We start from the raw sequence: 15,001 nt of genomic DNA, 5'->3' as shown, positions 1-15,001 counted from the left end.
GCAATCCACAACCGTTAAGGCGGGAAAATCGGTGGTCGGCCTCCGCGACGCGGGCCACGATGAGCTCCATGCCGAGCACCCTCATCGCCTTCCTCGGGGCCTGCACCCTCGTCGCGGCCTCACCCGGACCGAGCACCGTGCTGATCATCAAGCAGTCGCTGCGCAGCAGACGCTCCGGCTTCCTTACCGTGCTCGGCAACGAGACCGGCGTGTTCGTCTGGGGCCTCGTCGCCGCGTTCGGCCTGACCGCACTGCTGACGGCCTCCGAGGTCGCGTACGACGTCATGCGCGTCGTCGGCGCGGTCGTCCTCGTCGCCTTCGGCGTCCAGGCGCTGTGGCAGGCCCGCCGGAGCAGGGCGGGCCGGCCCGACGAGGGCTGGGCGGGCGGTGCGAAGCGGCTGGGCCGCCTACCGCGGTGGGCTGCTGCTCAACCTGGCCAACCCCAAGGCGGCCGTCTTCGCCATGTCCTTCCTGCCGCAGTTCGTGCCGGACGGCGCCCCGCACCTGCCCATGGGGGCACCTCCCACGCCTTTAGGGCAGTGGGGGAGGTGGGACTCGCCGCGCTCTGGGCCGTCTACGAGGTCGGCTACTACGGCTTGTACGTGTGGTTCGTCGGCCGGATGCGCACCCTGCTGTCCCGTGCCGGAGTACGCCGGCGCCTGGAGCAGGTCTCCGGAGGTGTGCTGCTCCTGCTCGGAGTCCGCCTGGCCCTGGAGAACTGACGCCACGGCCGGCGGACCCCGCACACATCCGCCGCCACCCCCGGAAAACACCGCGAACCGGCTCGCGCGGCCCCCGCTGTCCGGGCAGGATGCTGCCCGTAGCATCCGTTGTCCCATTGTCCGCCCAGGGAGGCCCGGATGACCGGCAGTACGCTCGCGCCCTTCACCGCCGACGACTACCGGGCCCGCATGGAGCGCGCCGCCCGTGCGGCCGCCGAGGCCGGGCTCGCCGGACTCCTCGTGGCACCCGGCCCGGACCTGGTCTGGCTCACCGGCTACACCCCGCCCGCGATCACCGAACGGCTCACCCTGCTGGTCCTCGCCGCCGGCCAGGACCCCGTCCTCGTCGTCCCCGCCCTGGAGGCCCCGGACGCCGCCCGCGCCACCGGCGCGCCCGCGCTGACCCTGCGCGACTGGGTCGACGGCAAGGACCCCTACGCCGCCCACCGCCGCCCTCCTGGACTCCGGCGGCCGGTTCGGCATCAGCGACAACGCCTGGGCGATGCACCTGCTGAGCCTGCAGAAGACGCTCCCGGCCACCTCGTACGCCTCCCTCACCGACGCCCTGCCGATGCTGCGGGCCGTGAAGGACGCGGCGGAGCTGGAGCTGCTGGCAGCCGCGGGCGCAGCCGCCGACGCGACGTTCGAGGAGATCCGCAAGGTTCCCTTCGGCGGCCGCCGGGAGTCCGAGGTCGCCGCCGACCTCGCCGGTCTGCTGCGCCGCTTCGGGCACTCCCAGGTCGACTTCACCATCGTCGCCTCGGGCCCGAACGGCGCCAACCCGCACCACGAGATCGGCGAACGGGTCATCGAGCGCGGCGACATGGTCGTCCTCGACTTCGGCGGCCTCAAGGACGGCTACGGCTCCGACACCTCCCGCACCGTCCACGTCGGCGAACCCACCGACGAGGAACGCCGGGTCCACGACCTCGTGCGCGAGGCCCAGGAGGCCGGCTTCCGCGCGGTACGCCCCGGCGTGGCCTGCCAGGAGGTCGACCGGGCGGCCCGCAAGGTCATCGCCGACGCCGGGTACGGCGAGTACTTCATCCACCGCACCGGCCACGGCATCGGCGTCACCACGCACGAACCGCCGTACATGATCGAGGGCGAACAGCAGCCCCTCGTCCCCGGCATGTGCTTCTCCGTCGAGCCCGGCGTCTATCTGCCGGGACGCTTCGGGGTACGCATCGAGGACATCGTCACGGTCACCGAGGACGGCGGCCGCCGCCTCAACGACACCACCCGCGACCTGGTCATAGTGGACTGAACAGCCATCAGGAGCCCCGGCACACCCCCCGAGTGACTACGGCGCGACCATGACCCAGGCACCGACACCCACCGCGGACACCGTCCGCCGGCTGGTCCGTTCCCTCCTCAAGGACGCCTCGGCCGGCGCCGGACCCGAGGTCCGTCCCGTCGCCGAGAGCGCCGAGCCCGCCACCTGGTGGGTCGGCAACCGCCATGTGCTGCGCCTCGCCCCCGACCGCGAGGCCGCCCTGCGCCAGCGCCGCGAGCTGCGGCTGCGCGACCTCGTCCGACCGCACATCCCGGCCGCCGTCCCGGCGAGCGTGGCCCACGGCGAGTGGACGCCGGGGCTGACCTACACGCTCGACGCCCTGCTCCCCGGCGGCTCGGCGCGCGAGCACGACGTCTCCGCCGTCGGCGAGGCCGACCTGGCCGCGCTGCTGACGGGTCTGCGCGAGGTGCCCGCCCGGCAGGCCGAGACCCTCGGCGTTCCGCGCACCGCCCCGCGCTCCCTGGAGGCACTGCGCCGAGCCGCCGAACGCTCGGCCCGACGCCTCGCCGCCGCGGACGAGTTCGACGCGGGCCGCCTCCACCAGCTCACCTCGGCGGCCGCCGTCCAGCTCGCCGCCCAGCCCGGCACAGCCGTCCTCGTCCACCACGGGCTCACCGGCGACCACCTCGTGGTCAGCGCCGACGGCCGGGTACGCGGTGTGCTCGGCTGGGCCGAGGCGATCGTCGGCGACCCCGCCGAAGACATCGCGGGGCTCGCCCTCGCCGTCGGTTCCCCCGCCGCCGTCCGCGCCGCCACCCTCGCCGGGTACGGCGCCCGCCCGTGCCTGCGCGGCCTGTGGCTCGCCCGCTGCGACGTGGTCGTCCGCCTCGCCGAACGCCTGGAGGGCCGCGGCGCCACACCGCTCCCGGAGCTACGGGTGCAGCTCGGGCACGCCTGGGAGGCGATCCTGCTGGAGCGGGTGACGGAGCTGCGGGAGGGCGAGGAGGAGGAGTAGCCGCGCCGGGCTCCTCACCCGCGCCAGGCCCCTGACTCTCGCCCGTGCCGGGCCCCTCACTCCTGCAGCAGCACCACGCACGACTCCCCGGGCACATGCAGCACCCCGTCCGCCCCCGGCCCCTCCACGGGCTCCCAGGCGGCCAGCACACGCGCCCGGCGCGGCCCCAGAGGGATCGCGGCGGGCCCCTCGGCCAGATTCACCGCCACCCGCACGTCCCCGCGCCGGAAGGCCAGCCAGCGCCCCTGCTCGTCGTACGCCACCTTCGTGTCGGCGAGGTCCGGGTCGGTGAGGTCGGCCTGTTCGTGGCGCAGTGCGAGGAGCCGGCGGTACCAGTCCAGTACGCGCGCGTGGGGCTCGCGGGCCGGTTCGGACCAGTCGAGGCAGGAGCGGTCCCGGGTCGCCGGGTCCTGCGGATCGGGCACGTCCTCCTCCTTCCAGCCGTGCGCGGCGAACTCCCGCCGCCTGCCCCGCCGTACGGCCTCCGCCAGCTCGGGATCGGTGTGGTCGGTGAAGAACTGCCAGGGTGTCCCCGCCGCCCACTCCTCGCCCATGAACAGCATCGGCGTGAACGGGGCGGTCAGCGTCAGCGCCGCCGCGCAGGCCAGCAGGCCGGGGGAGAGGGACGCGGCGAGCCGGTCGCCCTGGGCGCGGTTGCCCACCTGGTCGTGGGTCTGGCTGTAGCCGAGCAGACGGTGCGCGGCCACCCGTGAACGGTCCAGCGGACGCCCGTGCCGGCGGCCCCGGAAACTCGAGTACGTGTCGTCGTGGAAGTACCCGCCGGTGAGCGTCTTCGCCAGCGCGGCGAGGGGGGCGCGGCCGAAGTCGGCGTAGTAGCCCTGGGACTCGCCGGTCAGCGCGGTGTGCAGGCAGTGGTGGAAGTCGTCGTTCCACTGCGCGTGCAGCCCGAATCCGCCCTCCGCGCGGGAGGTGATCAGCCGCGGGTCGTTCAGGTCGGACTCGGCGATCAGGAACAGCGGCCGGCCCGCCTCGGCGGCGAGCGTGTCCACCGCCGTCGACAGTTCCTCCAGGAAGTGGAACGCGCGCGTGTCGGCCAGCGCGTGCACCGCGTCCAGGCGCAGCCCGTCGATCCGGTAGTCCCGCAGCCACGCCAGCGCACTGCCGAGCAGATACGCCCGCACCTCGTCCGACCCGGGCGCGTCCAGATTCACCGCGGAACCCCACGGTGTGTGGTGGGTGTCGGTGAAGTACGGCCCGAATGCGGGCAGGTAATTGCCCGACGGCCCCAGATGGTTGTGCACGACGTCCAGGACCACCCCGAGGCCGAGCTCGTGCGCCCGGTCGACGAACCGTTTCAGGCCCTCGGGCCCGCCGTACGGCTCGTGCACGGCCCACAGGGAGACGCCCTCGTACCCCCAGCCGTGCCGGCCGGGGAAGGGGCACAGGGGCATCAACTCGACGTGGGTGACGCCCAGTTCGGCGAGGTGCCCGAGGCGCTCGGCGGCCGCCTCCAGGGTGCCCTCACGCGTGTACGTGCCCACGTGCAGTTCGTACAGGACCGCGCCCGGCAGCGGCCGTCCGGCCCACTCCGTGCGCCAGGTGTACCGCCCATGGTCGACGACCGCGCTCAACCCGTCCGGGCCGTCCGGCTGGCGGCGCGAGCGCGGGTCCGGCAGCACGGGGCCGCCGTCCAGCGCGAAGCCGTACCGGGAGCCGTCCTGTGCCTCCGCCTCACCTCGCCACCATCCGGTCCGTTCCGGATCGCGCTCCAACGCGCGCGTGGCGCCGTCGCACTGGAGCGTCACACGGTCGGCCTGCGGTGCCCACACCTCGAACTGCACGGACGGTTCCCCTTCGTCTGCTCACCGTGATGTAGCCCGTCCATGGTGCTTCAAACAGGACCGGTCCGCTTTTGAATCTTCCCTTTTGCGGCCGGTGTCGTGGCAGGTGGCGTCAGGTGCGCGCGCGTGGCGGCTGTTCTCTCGTTTTCTGGACACTCGGCGTTCACTGCCCGACAATCACGAACGTGACGTCGTCCTTCGAGTTCAACACGTACCCCGCGCGGCTCTCCGACGCGGAGCGCGACAAGGCGCTGAACTTGCTCCGTGACGGCGTCGCGATGGGCCGGCTGTCGCACGACACGTTCATCCGGCGCATGGAGCTGGCGCTCGCCGCCCGCCGCTCGGACGAACTCGCGGCGCTCACCGCCGACTTGCCCTCGGAAGGACGTCTCTCACGGCTGGTGTTCGGGTCGGTGGAGGCGGTCTCCGGCTTCACCCAGCGGCTGCGCCGCGCCTGGCAGGCCGAGCGACTGCCCAAGCTGCTGCTGCCGCACCCCGGCAACGGATACCCGCTGCGGATCGGCCGCGACCCCGCCAACGGACTGAGGCTGACCCACGAGACGGTGTCCCGGGTGCACGCCGAGCTGAGCCGCCAGGGCGGCATGTGGGTGCTGCGGGACCTCGGTTCGACCAACGGAACGACGGTGAACGGGCGGCGTGTCATCGGGGCCGCCGTGGTCCGCGAGGGCGACCAGATCGGCTTCGGACGGATGTGGTTCCGGCTCTCCGCCGACTGAGCCGGAGCGTCCGTGAACTGAGCCGAACCTTAGCTCTGGCCTGGGGTTTACGTCCTGTCGAGAGCTCAGATCCCTTTGCCGACCGCGGTGTTGACGTACCCCACAAGTCGTGACTCACTGTGCGTACACCATGCACATCAGGTGAACCGACGGCACCACATTTGTGGAGGTGTGCCCTGCCGCCACTCCTCCGCTACCCGACCGTCGACGAGCTGGGCGCCCGGGCGTCCGCACTCGTCGCCCGCCACCCCGGCGACGCCAGACTCCGCACGGTCGGCATGTCCCGCGCGGGCACACCGCTGTGGCTGCTGTCCGTCGGTCACGGCACCCGCCAGGCCCTCGTGGTCGCCGGCCCGCACGCCAACGAACCCGTGGGCGGCGGCACCGTCCTGCGGCTCGCCGAACGCGCCCTCGCCGACCCCCTGCTCACCGAGGGCGCCGACGCCACCTGGAACCTGCTGCTCAGCCTCGACCCCGACGGTCTGCGCCGCAACGAGGGCTGGCTGCACGGCCCCTACACCCTCGGCCGGCACTTCCGGAACTTCTTCCGGCCCGGCTTCCTGGAACAGCCCGAGTGGCTGCCCGACGGCGCCGACGCCGCCACGCTGCCGGAGACCCGCGCCCTGCTCGACGTCCAGGACGAACTGCGGCCCTTCCTCCAGTGCTCCCTGCACGGCGTCGACGTGGGCGGCGGCTTCGTCGAACTGACCCATGACCTGCCGGGCCTCGCGGGCCGCGTCGCCCATCACGCGGCCCGTCTCGGCATCCCGCGCGAACTCGGCCCGTACGACACCCTGTACTGGCCGGTCCTGGGACCCGCCGTCTTCCGTATCCCGCCGCCGCGCCGGGGCGACCTGGCCGCCGCCATCACCGAGGCCGCCGTCGAGTCGACCTGGTACCACCCGCACCGGTACGGCACCGTGACCGCGATCGTCGAGGCGCCCATGTGGGGCGTGACCGCCGTCGAGGACGGCTCCCCGCCCCGGGACGCGGCCGCCGTACTGCGCGGCGTCAGCCGCACCCTGCGCCACGACACCCAGCGCCTGGCGCGCCTCTACGCGCACGTCCGCCCGTTCGTCACCGCCGCCCCGGACGCGGAGCGCCTGCTCGCACCGGTCGACGACTATTTACTGGTCTGCCCCGGCATCGCGGACTCCTGGGATCCCGACGTCGATGACGGCTCCCATCCGCTGCCGCCCCTCAGCACCGCCCACCTGGCCGCCCTGCGGATCTCCGGCCGCCGTCTGACGCTGCGCACCGCGGGCCTGCTGCACCAGCTCGTGAGGGCCGCCGGGACCGATCCGGTCGACGCCCTGCCCGAGCTGGACCGCCTCATCGACGAGTGGTGCGCCGACTACCACGACGGCTGCGGGGCACGCTGGATCCCCGTCCAGCGCCAGGTGGAGTACCAGGCGCGGGTGGTGCAGACCGTGTTCGAACTGGCCGGGCGGCACACACGCGTGGGCTCCCGTTCGGGTGAGCAGGGGTGGGGATCCGAGGCCCCCGTGCCGATGCATCGGGAATGAAGAACTGCACCGCATCGAAGGCGGTACGAGGCACTCTGCTCGCCGCGGCCGCCCTCCTCGTCGCCACCACGGCCCCCGCGCAGGCGGCGCCCGAGGACGTCCGCACCGACAACTGGCTCTACCTCACGGTCACCAAGGGCGACGCCCGGTCCAGCGGCACCCGCGGCACCCTGCTGCTGTGCGACCCGCCCCAGGGGCACGGAAAAGCGGCCGAGGCCTGCGCGGAACTGGAGGCGGTGACCGGCGACCTCGCCGCCCTCCCTGCGAAGCACACCTACTGCCCGATGCACTACGCCCCGGTGACCGCACGCGCCCAGGGGCAGTGGAACGGGCGGCCGGTCGAGTACGCGCAGACCTTCTCCAACGGCTGTGTGATGGCCGGGCGGACCGGATCGGTGTTCGCGCTCGACGGCCTCGCCACCTGAGTCCGGCCGGTGGCGGCGGGGCTCAGACGCCCCTCGCGCGCGCGTGGATCGCCGCCGCCACCACCGTGCGGGACTGGTGCTCGATCTGGCGCTCCAACGGCACCCAGCGGGCCCGGAAACGGTCCGCGAAGGCCTCGCTCCAGGACGCCACCAACCGCTCCAGACGGGGCGCCGCACGGTCGTCGTGTTCCAGCAGCACCCGCAGCAGCATCGACGCCGCCCGCAGCGGCAGCCGGCGCGCGAACGCGTCCACGCTGCCCACGTACGCGCGCGTGGTGTCGGCGGGCGGGGTGTGCATCCAGTCCGCGGCCAGTCCCGGCACCAGCTCCAGGCCCCACCTGGAGGCTCGCAGCAGCGGCCCCTCGACCTCCGGCAGGCGCGGTGTGACGTCGGCGAGCACCCGCTCCACCTGCCGCGTGTCCTGCAGCAGCCGCCCCGCCAGGCGTCGCAGCGCGACGGCCGGGGCCGGATGCGGTGCCGGGTCGTCGACCAGGTCGCTCGCCCACATCGGCACCTCGACGATCGCGGTCAGTCCGCCGTAGCGGTGCGCGTGGTACCAGGTGCTGTTGCGCGCGTCGTCCGGCATGCTCGGGTACGCCGCCCCCGCGCCCGGCGCCGGCATCACATGCACCCCGGGCCCGGACGCGGGCCAGCCCGCGGCGTCCGAGGCGCCCCGCTCCACCGGGATGTTCAGCTCCGCCGCGGACTTGGCGAACGGCTCCGCGAGTCCGGGGATGTCCTTCGTCAACTGCACCCAGCTGCCGCCCAGGTCGGTGCCGTGCAGGGTCACCTGGAGGTAGGGGCGCAACTCGTCGATGACGCCGGTCAGGGCCCGGGTCTCCGGTGGCAGCCGGTCCGGCGGCAGCACCGCCGGGGACCACTCCGGCTGCTCGTGGCCGGCGGGCCGGAAGAAACCCAGGTGGTAGTCGAACAGGCTGCGCGGCGCGGGCGTGTGGTGCAGGCTCGCCCCGTCGGGATCCGCGCACAGCAGGAAGTGCCAGGACGTTCCGAACCTCAACTCCCTTTCGTTCAGTACCCGTTCGGCGACGTCGAGGAGGGTCGCACCGCCGGTCGGCTCGTTGGAGTGGGCGCCGGCGACGACGAGCACGGCACGCCGGGCACGGCCCACGGACAGCAGATGCAGAGGTCTGCCGGCCCGGGACCGGCCGACCTCGCGCAGGGTGCAGAGAGCGGGGCGGCGAGCGGCCAACGCCCGTGCGGACGTGAGGATTTCGGTCACTGTGGGGTAGCGCAGCTCCGGCAGGAGACTCACCCCCGACACATCCGCCCGGCTTCGCAATCCGCAGTACCCCACGCCCTCTGTGAAGTGTCAAGCGCGCAACGGGGGAGCCCCCAGGGGGCGCCCGGATGCATTTACCGCCAGGGGGAAGGGCCGTTGGTGCCGGCGGGGGTGCCGGGGCCGGACGGGTCGGGGCCCGGACTCCGGGGCGCAGGCCCGGACCGGTTCCGGTGGCCGTTCACGGCGTGGCCGAGCGTGCGCCGCCGCCCGTCACCGCGCGCCGGCCGCCCGGCCCGGCTCCGGGAGCGCACGCGGTCACGAGCCGGTGGGCCGGGCCGTACGACGGCGTGCGGCGAAGGCGCCCACGCCCGAGGCGAGTTCGCGGGCCCGCTTCAGTCGCGGTCCCCTTCCACCCGCTCCAGCAACGCCACCGGCAGCCCCTCGAAGAGCTCCGCCACGCGCACGTGCCCCGTGAACTCCCTTCCCGGAGACAGGACATCGGCCCATCGTCCCGGTGGCAGTGGCAATCGGGTCTCGCGCCAGCCGCCCTCCTCCGCCAGCCGCAGCGACAGCCGGGTCACGGCGGTGACGACATCCCCGGAGCGGGCGAACGCCAGGCAGTGGGCCGCCGCCGGGCCCTCGGCGGTCAGCGGGGCGTACGTCGCCGAGTCGCCGAACGCGGCGGGGCGCCGGGCGCGCAGGTGCAGTGCCGCCGCGGTGAGGGCGCCCTTCTCGCCGGGCTCCTCGGGCGGGAACCGCACGGGCCGGCGGTTGTCCGGATCCACCAGGGCCCGGTACTCGGCCTCCGTGCCCTGGTAGATGTCGGGCACCCCCGGCATGGTCAGATGGAGCAGCGCCGTGCCGAGCATGTTCGCCCGGACGGACGGCCCCAGCGCGTTCCGGAAGGCCGCCACGTGCTCGCCCGGCGCCCCGGACGGCCCCGCCGCGACAAAGGCCGCCACCGCGTCCTCGTACGGCGGCTCCTGTTCCGTCCAGCTCGTGTACAGCCCGGCCTCGCGCACATGCTTCAGCAGCGCCTGCTGCACCCGCTCCGCGTCCGCCGGGCCGAGCCCGAACACCGTCTGCCAGGCCGCCCACGCCACCTGCGCGTCCGGCACCCCCTCGCCGGTGCGGGTCACCTCGGCCAGGACGTCGGCCCAGCGCTGCGGGCACTCGGTGAGCACGGCCAGCGCGGCCCGTACGTCGGCGCTGCGCTTGGTGTCGTGCGTCGACACGACCGTGCCGGTCGCCGGCCAGTCGCGCTGCACGCGCGCGCAGTACGCGTGGAAGTCGTCCGGGGACACCGCGGGTGCGCCCGGATTCCCGCCCACCTCCGTCGCCGACAGCAGCGGCACATAGCGGTAGAACGCCGTGTCCTCCACGGACTTGGCCCGCAGCGCCGACGAGGTCTGCGCGAACCTGGTCCCGAACTCCACGTGCTCGGGCCCCTCACCCCCCCGCCCCAGCACCAGATCACGGACCACGTCCACCGCGCCGGCCTCCTCGGGCACCACGAACGCCTGCCGGGCCTCCTCGGCGGCCTCCTCGGTGACGACGGAGGCGGCGTCGACGGAGCCGTAGGGCCGGTAGACCTCCATGCGGACCAGCAGCTCCTGCAGAGCGGTGCGCAGCGCCCAGGGCGCGCGGTCGCGCAGCGCGGGCTCCGGGGACGTGGCGCACAGCCGGACCGCCACCCGGGTCAGCCGCTCGGTCTCGGCGGCCAGCTCGTGCGCGAGCACCTTGTACGCCGCCCGCCGCACCGTCGCCTGCCAGTCTCCGCCCCGGTCCGTCTGCGGGGCCGCGAACCGCCGGTACTGGCCGAGGAGTTCGCCGAACCCGGCCGGGTCCGTGAGCACGCCGTCGATGTGCCGCAGGGCGTCGTACCCGGTGGTGCCCGCGACCGGCCAGGACGCCGGCAGCGGCTCGCCGTCCGCCAGGATCTTCTCCACGACCGTCCAGCGGCCGCCGGTCGCCTCGTGCAGCCTGCGCAGATACGCGTCGGGGTCGGCGAGCCCGTCGGGGTGGTCGATCCGCAGCCCGTCGACGACGCCCTCGTGGAGCAGCTGGAGGATCTTGGCGTGGGTGGCCTCGAACACCTCCGGGTCCTCCACCCGCACCCCGATGAGCTCCGAGATGCTGAAGAAGCGCCGGTAGTTGAGCTCGGTACGGGCCAGCCGCCACCACGCCGGGCGGTACCACTGCGCGTCCAGGAGCCGCGGCAGCGGCAGTTCCCCGGTGCCCTCGCGCAACGGGAAGACGTGGTCGTGGTAGCGCAGGACGTCGCCGTCGACCCGCAGGTCACCGATGACCGAGCCGAGCGGACCTCCCAGGACCGGCAGCAGCACCTGTCCGCCCTGGGCCTCCCAGTCGATGTCGAACCATCGCGCGTACGGCGACTTGGGGCCCTCCCTGAGCACCTCCCACAGGGCCCGGTTGTGGCGCGGGGCCATGGCCATGTGGTTCGGCACGATGTCCACGACCAGGCCGAGCCCGTGCTCCCGCGCGGTGCCGGCCAGCGCGCGCAGCCCCTCCTCGCCGCCCAGTTCGGCCCGTACGCGCGCGTGGTCGACGACGTCGTAGCCGTGCGCGGAGCCGGGGACCGCCTCCAGGACGGGGGACAGGTGCAGATGCGAGACGCCGAGCGCGGCCAGGTGGGGCACGGCGGCCGCCGCGGCGTCGAAGGGGAACTCGGGCTGGAGCTGGAGCCGGTATGTGGCGGTGGGCACCACCGGGTCGGGTCGCTCAGGTGTCATGCAAACCTACGTACCCGCCCCACCGTCTTTCGTGTCATCGGTCCGTGCACGTCCCCCCGCGCGCGTGGCCGGCTTCGAGCGATGGGGACCATGGGGCGCGCCTACCGCGAGGTCATCGGCCTGACCGGGCCACTGCTGCCGGTCGTGTCCTTCCTGGGCCGACTGCCGACGGCGACCATCCAGTTCGGCAGCGTGCTGCTCGTCGCCCGCACCAGGGGTTCGCTGACCGCCGCGGGGCTGACCTGCGGTGCGCCGGCGCTCGGCCAGGTGGCCTGCGGGCCGCTGGTGGGCCGGCTCGCCGACCGGCGCGGTCAGCGGACGGTCGTGCTCGTCTTCTCCCTCGTCAACACCCTGGCGATCACGGCGCTGGTCGCCGGAGCGCCGGGCGGCCTGTTCACACCGCTCCTGGCGGTCCTCGGCGCGACGGCGGGCGCGACCGTACCGCAGATCGGCCCCCGGGCCCGCCTGATCGCCCTGGCCCGCCGCGCGGACGCCCCCGACACCACGGTCGCCACCGCCCTGTCTTCGAGAGCACCCTGGACGAGATCTCCTTCGTCCTCGGCCCCGCCCTGGTCGGCCTCGCCGCGGTCCTGGCCCACCCGGCCCACGCGCTGGGCGCCGCCGCGGTGTCGGTGGCCGTGTGCGGAACCGGCTTCGCACTGCATCCGACGGCGGCGCGAGAGGCCACCCCCACAGCCACGTCACCCACCCCCGCCGCCCGACCCCGTGTCCCCCGTTCCGTCCACGCCCTACGCGCCGCCCTCGCCCTCCAGGGTCGCCATGTTCGGCGCCTGCCAGGCAGGCATCACCGCGCTCACCGAACGCCTCGGACAGCCCGACCAGGCGGGGCTCGTCTGCGCCGCCATGGGAGTGATGAGCGCCGTCGCGGGCCTGTCCATGGCCGCCGTACCCGCGCGCGTCCCGCTCGCGACACGCTGGCGGACGGCCACCGCCGCCGCCTTCGCGCTTTCCCTGCCCCTGCTGTGGACGGACGGCCTGGTCGCCCTCTAGGCGGTCCGTCACCGTCCTCGGTGTCGCCTACGCCCCGCACCTCATCACGGTGTTCGGGCTCACCGAGCGAGCGGTGCCGCCGACGCGGCTCGCCGAGGCGATGGCCTTCGCGACGAGCGCCCTGGTCGGCGGCCAGGCCCTCGCGATCGCGCTGACGGCGAGGCCGACGCCGTACGTCCGGGACGCCGGAAGCACGCTCCACGCGCGCGTGCCCACCGGCGGTCCCCGGACGGGCGGCTCCTAGACCGGCCGCTGCAACACCGTCATGCTCCGGTCCACCAGCGTCAGCCGGTCCCCGGCCTGCACCTTGGGGCCGGTGCCCGGCGGGACACCCTCGGCGAGGGCGGTGTCGACGACGACCTCCCACTGCCGGCCGTGGTTGACCGGCACCACGAAGTCCAGCGTCCGGTGCGAGGGGTTGAACATCAGCAGGAACGAGTCGTCGCTGATGCGCTCCCCGCGCGGTCCCGGTTCGGAGATCGCGTTGCCGTTGAGGAACACCGAGATGGCCGACGCCTGCGCCCGGTCCCAGTCCCGCTGGGTCATCTCCCGGCCCTCGTGGGTGAACCAGGCGATGTCCGACAGCTCGTCATGGGTGCCTTCCACGAGACGCCCGTGGAAGAAGCGCCGCCTGCGGAAGACCGGATGGTCCCGGCGCAGCCACACCATCGCGCGCGTGAAGGCCAGCAGATCGCCGAAGACCTCGCCCTCCTCCGGCCACTGCACCCACGCCAGCTCGCTGTCCTGGCAGTAGGCGTTGTTGTTGCCGCGCTGCGTACGGGCGAACTCGTCGCCGTGGCTGAGCATCGGCACGCCCTGGGACAGCATCAGGGTGGCCATGAAGTTCCGCATCTGCCGGGCGCGCAGCTCCAGCACGTCCGGGTCGTCGGTCTCGCCCTCTGCTCCGCAGTTCCAGGACCGGTTGTGGCTCTCGCCGTCCCGGTTCTCCTCGCCGTTGGCCATGTTGTGCTTGTCGTTGTACGAGACGAGGTCATGCATCGTGAACCCGTCGTGACAGGTCACGAAGTTGATGGAGGCCAACGGGCGCCGCCCGTCGTCCTGGTACAGGTCGGAGGAGCCCGTCAGCCGGGACGCGAACTCCGCGACCGCCCGCCGCTCACCGCGCCACAGGTCCCGCACGGTGTCGCGGTACTTCCCGTTCCACTCGGTCCACAGCGGCGGGAAGTTGCCCACCTGATAGCCGCCCTCGCCGACGTCCCACGGCTCGGCGATCAGCTTCACCTGGGAGACCACCGGGTCCTGCTGCACCAGGTCGAAGAAGGACGACAGCCGGTCCACCTCGTGGAACTGCCGGGCCAGCGTCGCCGCGAGGTCGAAGCGGAAGCCGTCGACATGCATCTCGGTGACCCAGTAGCGCAGCGAGTCCATGATCAGCTGGAGGACGTGCGGGGAGCGCATCAGCAGGGAGTTGCCGGTGCCCGTGGTGTCCATGTAGTAGCGGGGATCGTCGGTGAGACGGTAGTACGACGCGTTGTCCAGGCCCCGGAAAGACAGCGTCGGGCCCAGGTGGTTGCCCTCGGCGGTGTGGTTGTAGACCACGTCGAGGATGACCTCTATGCCCGCCTCGTGCAGCGCCCGCACCGCCGACTTGAACTCCAGGACCTGCTGGCCGCGGTCGCCCCAGGAGGCGTAGGCGTTGTGGGGGGCGAAGAAGCCGATGGTGTTGTAGCCCCAGTAGTTGTTCAGGCCCATGTCGACCAGCCGGTGGTCGTTCACGAACTGGTGGACCGGCATCAGCTCCAGCGCGGTGACGCCCAGTTCCGTCAGGTGCTCGATGATCGCCGGATGCGCGAGGGCGGCGTAGGTGCCGCGCAGTTCCTCGGGCAGGCCCGGATGGCGCATGGTGAGGCCCTTCACATGGGCCTCGTAGATCACCGTGTGGTGGTAGTCGGTGCGCGGGCGGCGGTCGTCGCCCCAGTCGAAGTACGGGTTGACCACGACCGAGCTCATGGTGTGCGGAGCGGAGTCCAGGTCGTTGCGCTTGTCGGGCGAGTCGAAGTGGTAGCCGTAGACCTCCTCGCCCCACTGGATCGCCCCGCTGATCGCACGCGCATACGGGTCGAGGAGCAGCTTCGCGGAGTTGCAGCGATGTCCGCGCTCCGGGGCGTACGGGCCGTGCACCCTGAATCCGTAGCGCTGGCCCGGCATCACGCCGGGCACATACGCGTGCCGGACGAACGCGTCGCTCTCCCGCAGCTCCACCGCCGTCTCCGAGCCGTCGTCGTGCAGCAGACACAGCTCTACTCGGTCCGCGGCCTCGGTGAAGACCGCGAAGTTGGTCCCGGCGCCGTCGTACGTGGCACCGAGTGGATATGCCTCTCCAGGCCAGACCTGCATGGATACGACTCTTTCAGCTCGTGCCCGCCGCCGGGGCGCCTTGACCTCGAGTCTCCCCGAAAGTGATGGAACCACCCATGACTTACGCCCCTCTTACCGATCGACCGGTGCATACGTGGTGTGCACAGACCTGTGGGGCAATCACATACTCCCGTGACCAGGGGGAGCAGGGGGA

The 15,001-nt window shown here is 73.1% G+C and carries 10 protein-coding genes and 2 pseudogenes; 8 read left to right on the top strand and 4 right to left on the bottom strand.

Annotated features, from left to right (window positions below):
* Window positions 1-68: 68 nt before the first annotated feature.
* The 3 genes and pseudogenes from QF037_RS12175 (at window position 69) to QF037_RS12165 (ending at window position 2,974) form a co-directional block, all read left to right on the top strand.
* A pseudogene (locus QF037_RS12175) lies at window positions 69-722 on the top strand (LysE family translocator).
* Window positions 723-860: 138 nt separating this feature from the next.
* Window positions 861-1,989 (top strand): annotated as a pseudogene (locus tag QF037_RS12170) (aminopeptidase P family protein).
* Window positions 1,990-2,038: 49 nt separating this feature from the next.
* Window positions 2,039-2,974 carry an aminoglycoside phosphotransferase family protein gene (locus tag QF037_RS12165; RefSeq protein ID WP_307024496.1) on the top strand — a complete coding sequence of 312 codons (936 nt, stop codon included), beginning with the start codon at window positions 2,039-2,041 and terminating at the stop codon, window positions 2,972-2,974.
* A 56-nt stretch (window positions 2,975-3,030) separates the two neighbouring features.
* Here QF037_RS12165 and treZ read toward each other — a convergent pair whose 3' ends face one another.
* On the bottom strand, window positions 3,031-4,776 hold the full coding sequence (gene treZ / locus QF037_RS12160) for a malto-oligosyltrehalose trehalohydrolase (protein WP_307024494.1): 1,746 nt from the start codon (window positions 4,774-4,776) through the stop codon (window positions 3,031-3,033).
* Window positions 4,777-4,961: 185 nt separating this feature from the next.
* On the opposite strand from treZ, the gene QF037_RS12155 reads away from it, so the two are divergent.
* The 3 genes from QF037_RS12155 (at window position 4,962) to QF037_RS12145 (ending at window position 7,464) form a co-directional block, all read left to right on the top strand.
* Window positions 4,962-5,513 (top strand): FHA domain-containing protein, encoded by a 552-nt coding sequence (locus QF037_RS12155; RefSeq protein ID WP_307024492.1) that lies wholly within the window; start codon window positions 4,962-4,964, stop codon window positions 5,511-5,513.
* A gap of 161 nt (window positions 5,514-5,674) precedes the next feature.
* A complete protein-coding gene (locus QF037_RS12150) occupies window positions 5,675-7,039 on the top strand; it encodes a M14 family zinc carboxypeptidase (protein WP_307024490.1) in 1,365 nt (454 codons plus the stop codon).
* Window positions 7,036-7,464: an SSI family serine proteinase inhibitor gene (locus tag QF037_RS12145; protein WP_307024488.1), complete on the top strand. Its 429-nt coding sequence runs from the start codon at window positions 7,036-7,038 to the stop codon at window positions 7,462-7,464. Before QF037_RS12150 ends, QF037_RS12145 begins: the two co-directional genes overlap by 4 nt.
* A gap of 22 nt (window positions 7,465-7,486) precedes the next feature.
* Here the strand turns inward: QF037_RS12145 and QF037_RS12140 are convergent, their stop codons facing one another.
* Together QF037_RS12140 and treY are read right to left on the bottom strand one after the other, a co-directional pair.
* On the bottom strand, window positions 7,487-8,737 hold the full coding sequence (locus QF037_RS12140) for a M14 family zinc carboxypeptidase (protein ID WP_307024486.1): 1,251 nt from the start codon (window positions 8,735-8,737) through the stop codon (window positions 7,487-7,489).
* Between the two features lie 359 nt (window positions 8,738-9,096).
* Window positions 9,097-11,457, bottom strand: a complete 2,361-nt coding sequence (treY, locus tag QF037_RS12135) for a malto-oligosyltrehalose synthase (protein WP_307024484.1) — start codon at window positions 11,455-11,457, stop codon at window positions 9,097-9,099.
* 81 nt (window positions 11,458-11,538) lie between these two features.
* Between treY and QF037_RS12130 the strand changes: the two genes are divergently transcribed.
* Window positions 11,539-12,468 (top strand): MFS transporter, encoded by a 930-nt coding sequence (locus QF037_RS12130; RefSeq protein ID WP_307024482.1) that lies wholly within the window; start codon window positions 11,539-11,541, stop codon window positions 12,466-12,468.
* A gap of 49 nt (window positions 12,469-12,517) precedes the next feature.
* On the top strand, window positions 12,518-12,712 hold the full coding sequence (locus QF037_RS12125; protein ID WP_307024481.1) for a hypothetical protein: 195 nt from the start codon (window positions 12,518-12,520) through the stop codon (window positions 12,710-12,712).
* On the opposite strand, the gene glgX is transcribed toward QF037_RS12125, so the two are convergent.
* The gene (gene glgX / locus QF037_RS12120; protein WP_307024480.1) at window positions 12,709-14,826 is read right to left on the bottom strand and encodes a glycogen debranching protein GlgX; all 2,118 of its coding nucleotides are present in this window, start codon (window positions 14,824-14,826) and stop codon (window positions 12,709-12,711) included. The two genes, QF037_RS12125 and glgX, sit on opposite strands and share 4 nt — an antisense overlap.
* Window positions 14,827-15,001 lie beyond the last annotated feature (175 nt).

Source organism: Streptomyces canus (assembly GCF_030815415.1).
Classification (GTDB): Bacteria; Actinomycetota; Actinomycetes; order Streptomycetales; family Streptomycetaceae; genus Streptomyces; species Streptomyces canus_F.
Note: the sequence above shows the minus strand (reverse complement) of the source record. Positions and strands in the feature narration are given on the sequence as shown.

Excerpts from the sequence above, each read along its gene's own strand:
- QF037_RS12165 (WP_307024496.1), top strand. The coding sequence starts at position 2,039 with ATGACCCAGGCACCGACACCCACCGCGGACACCGTCCGCCGGCTGGTC.
- QF037_RS12145 (WP_307024488.1), top strand. The coding sequence starts at position 7,036 with ATGAAGAACTGCACCGCATCGAAGGCGGTACGAGGCACTCTGCTCGCC.
- treY (WP_307024484.1), bottom strand. The coding sequence starts at position 11,457 with ATGACACCTGAGCGACCCGACCCGGTGGTGCCCACCGCCACATACCGG.
- QF037_RS12130 (WP_307024482.1), top strand. The coding sequence starts at position 11,539 with ATGGGGACCATGGGGCGCGCCTACCGCGAGGTCATCGGCCTGACCGGG.
- glgX (WP_307024480.1), bottom strand. The coding sequence starts at position 14,826 with ATGCAGGTCTGGCCTGGAGAGGCATATCCACTCGGTGCCACGTACGAC.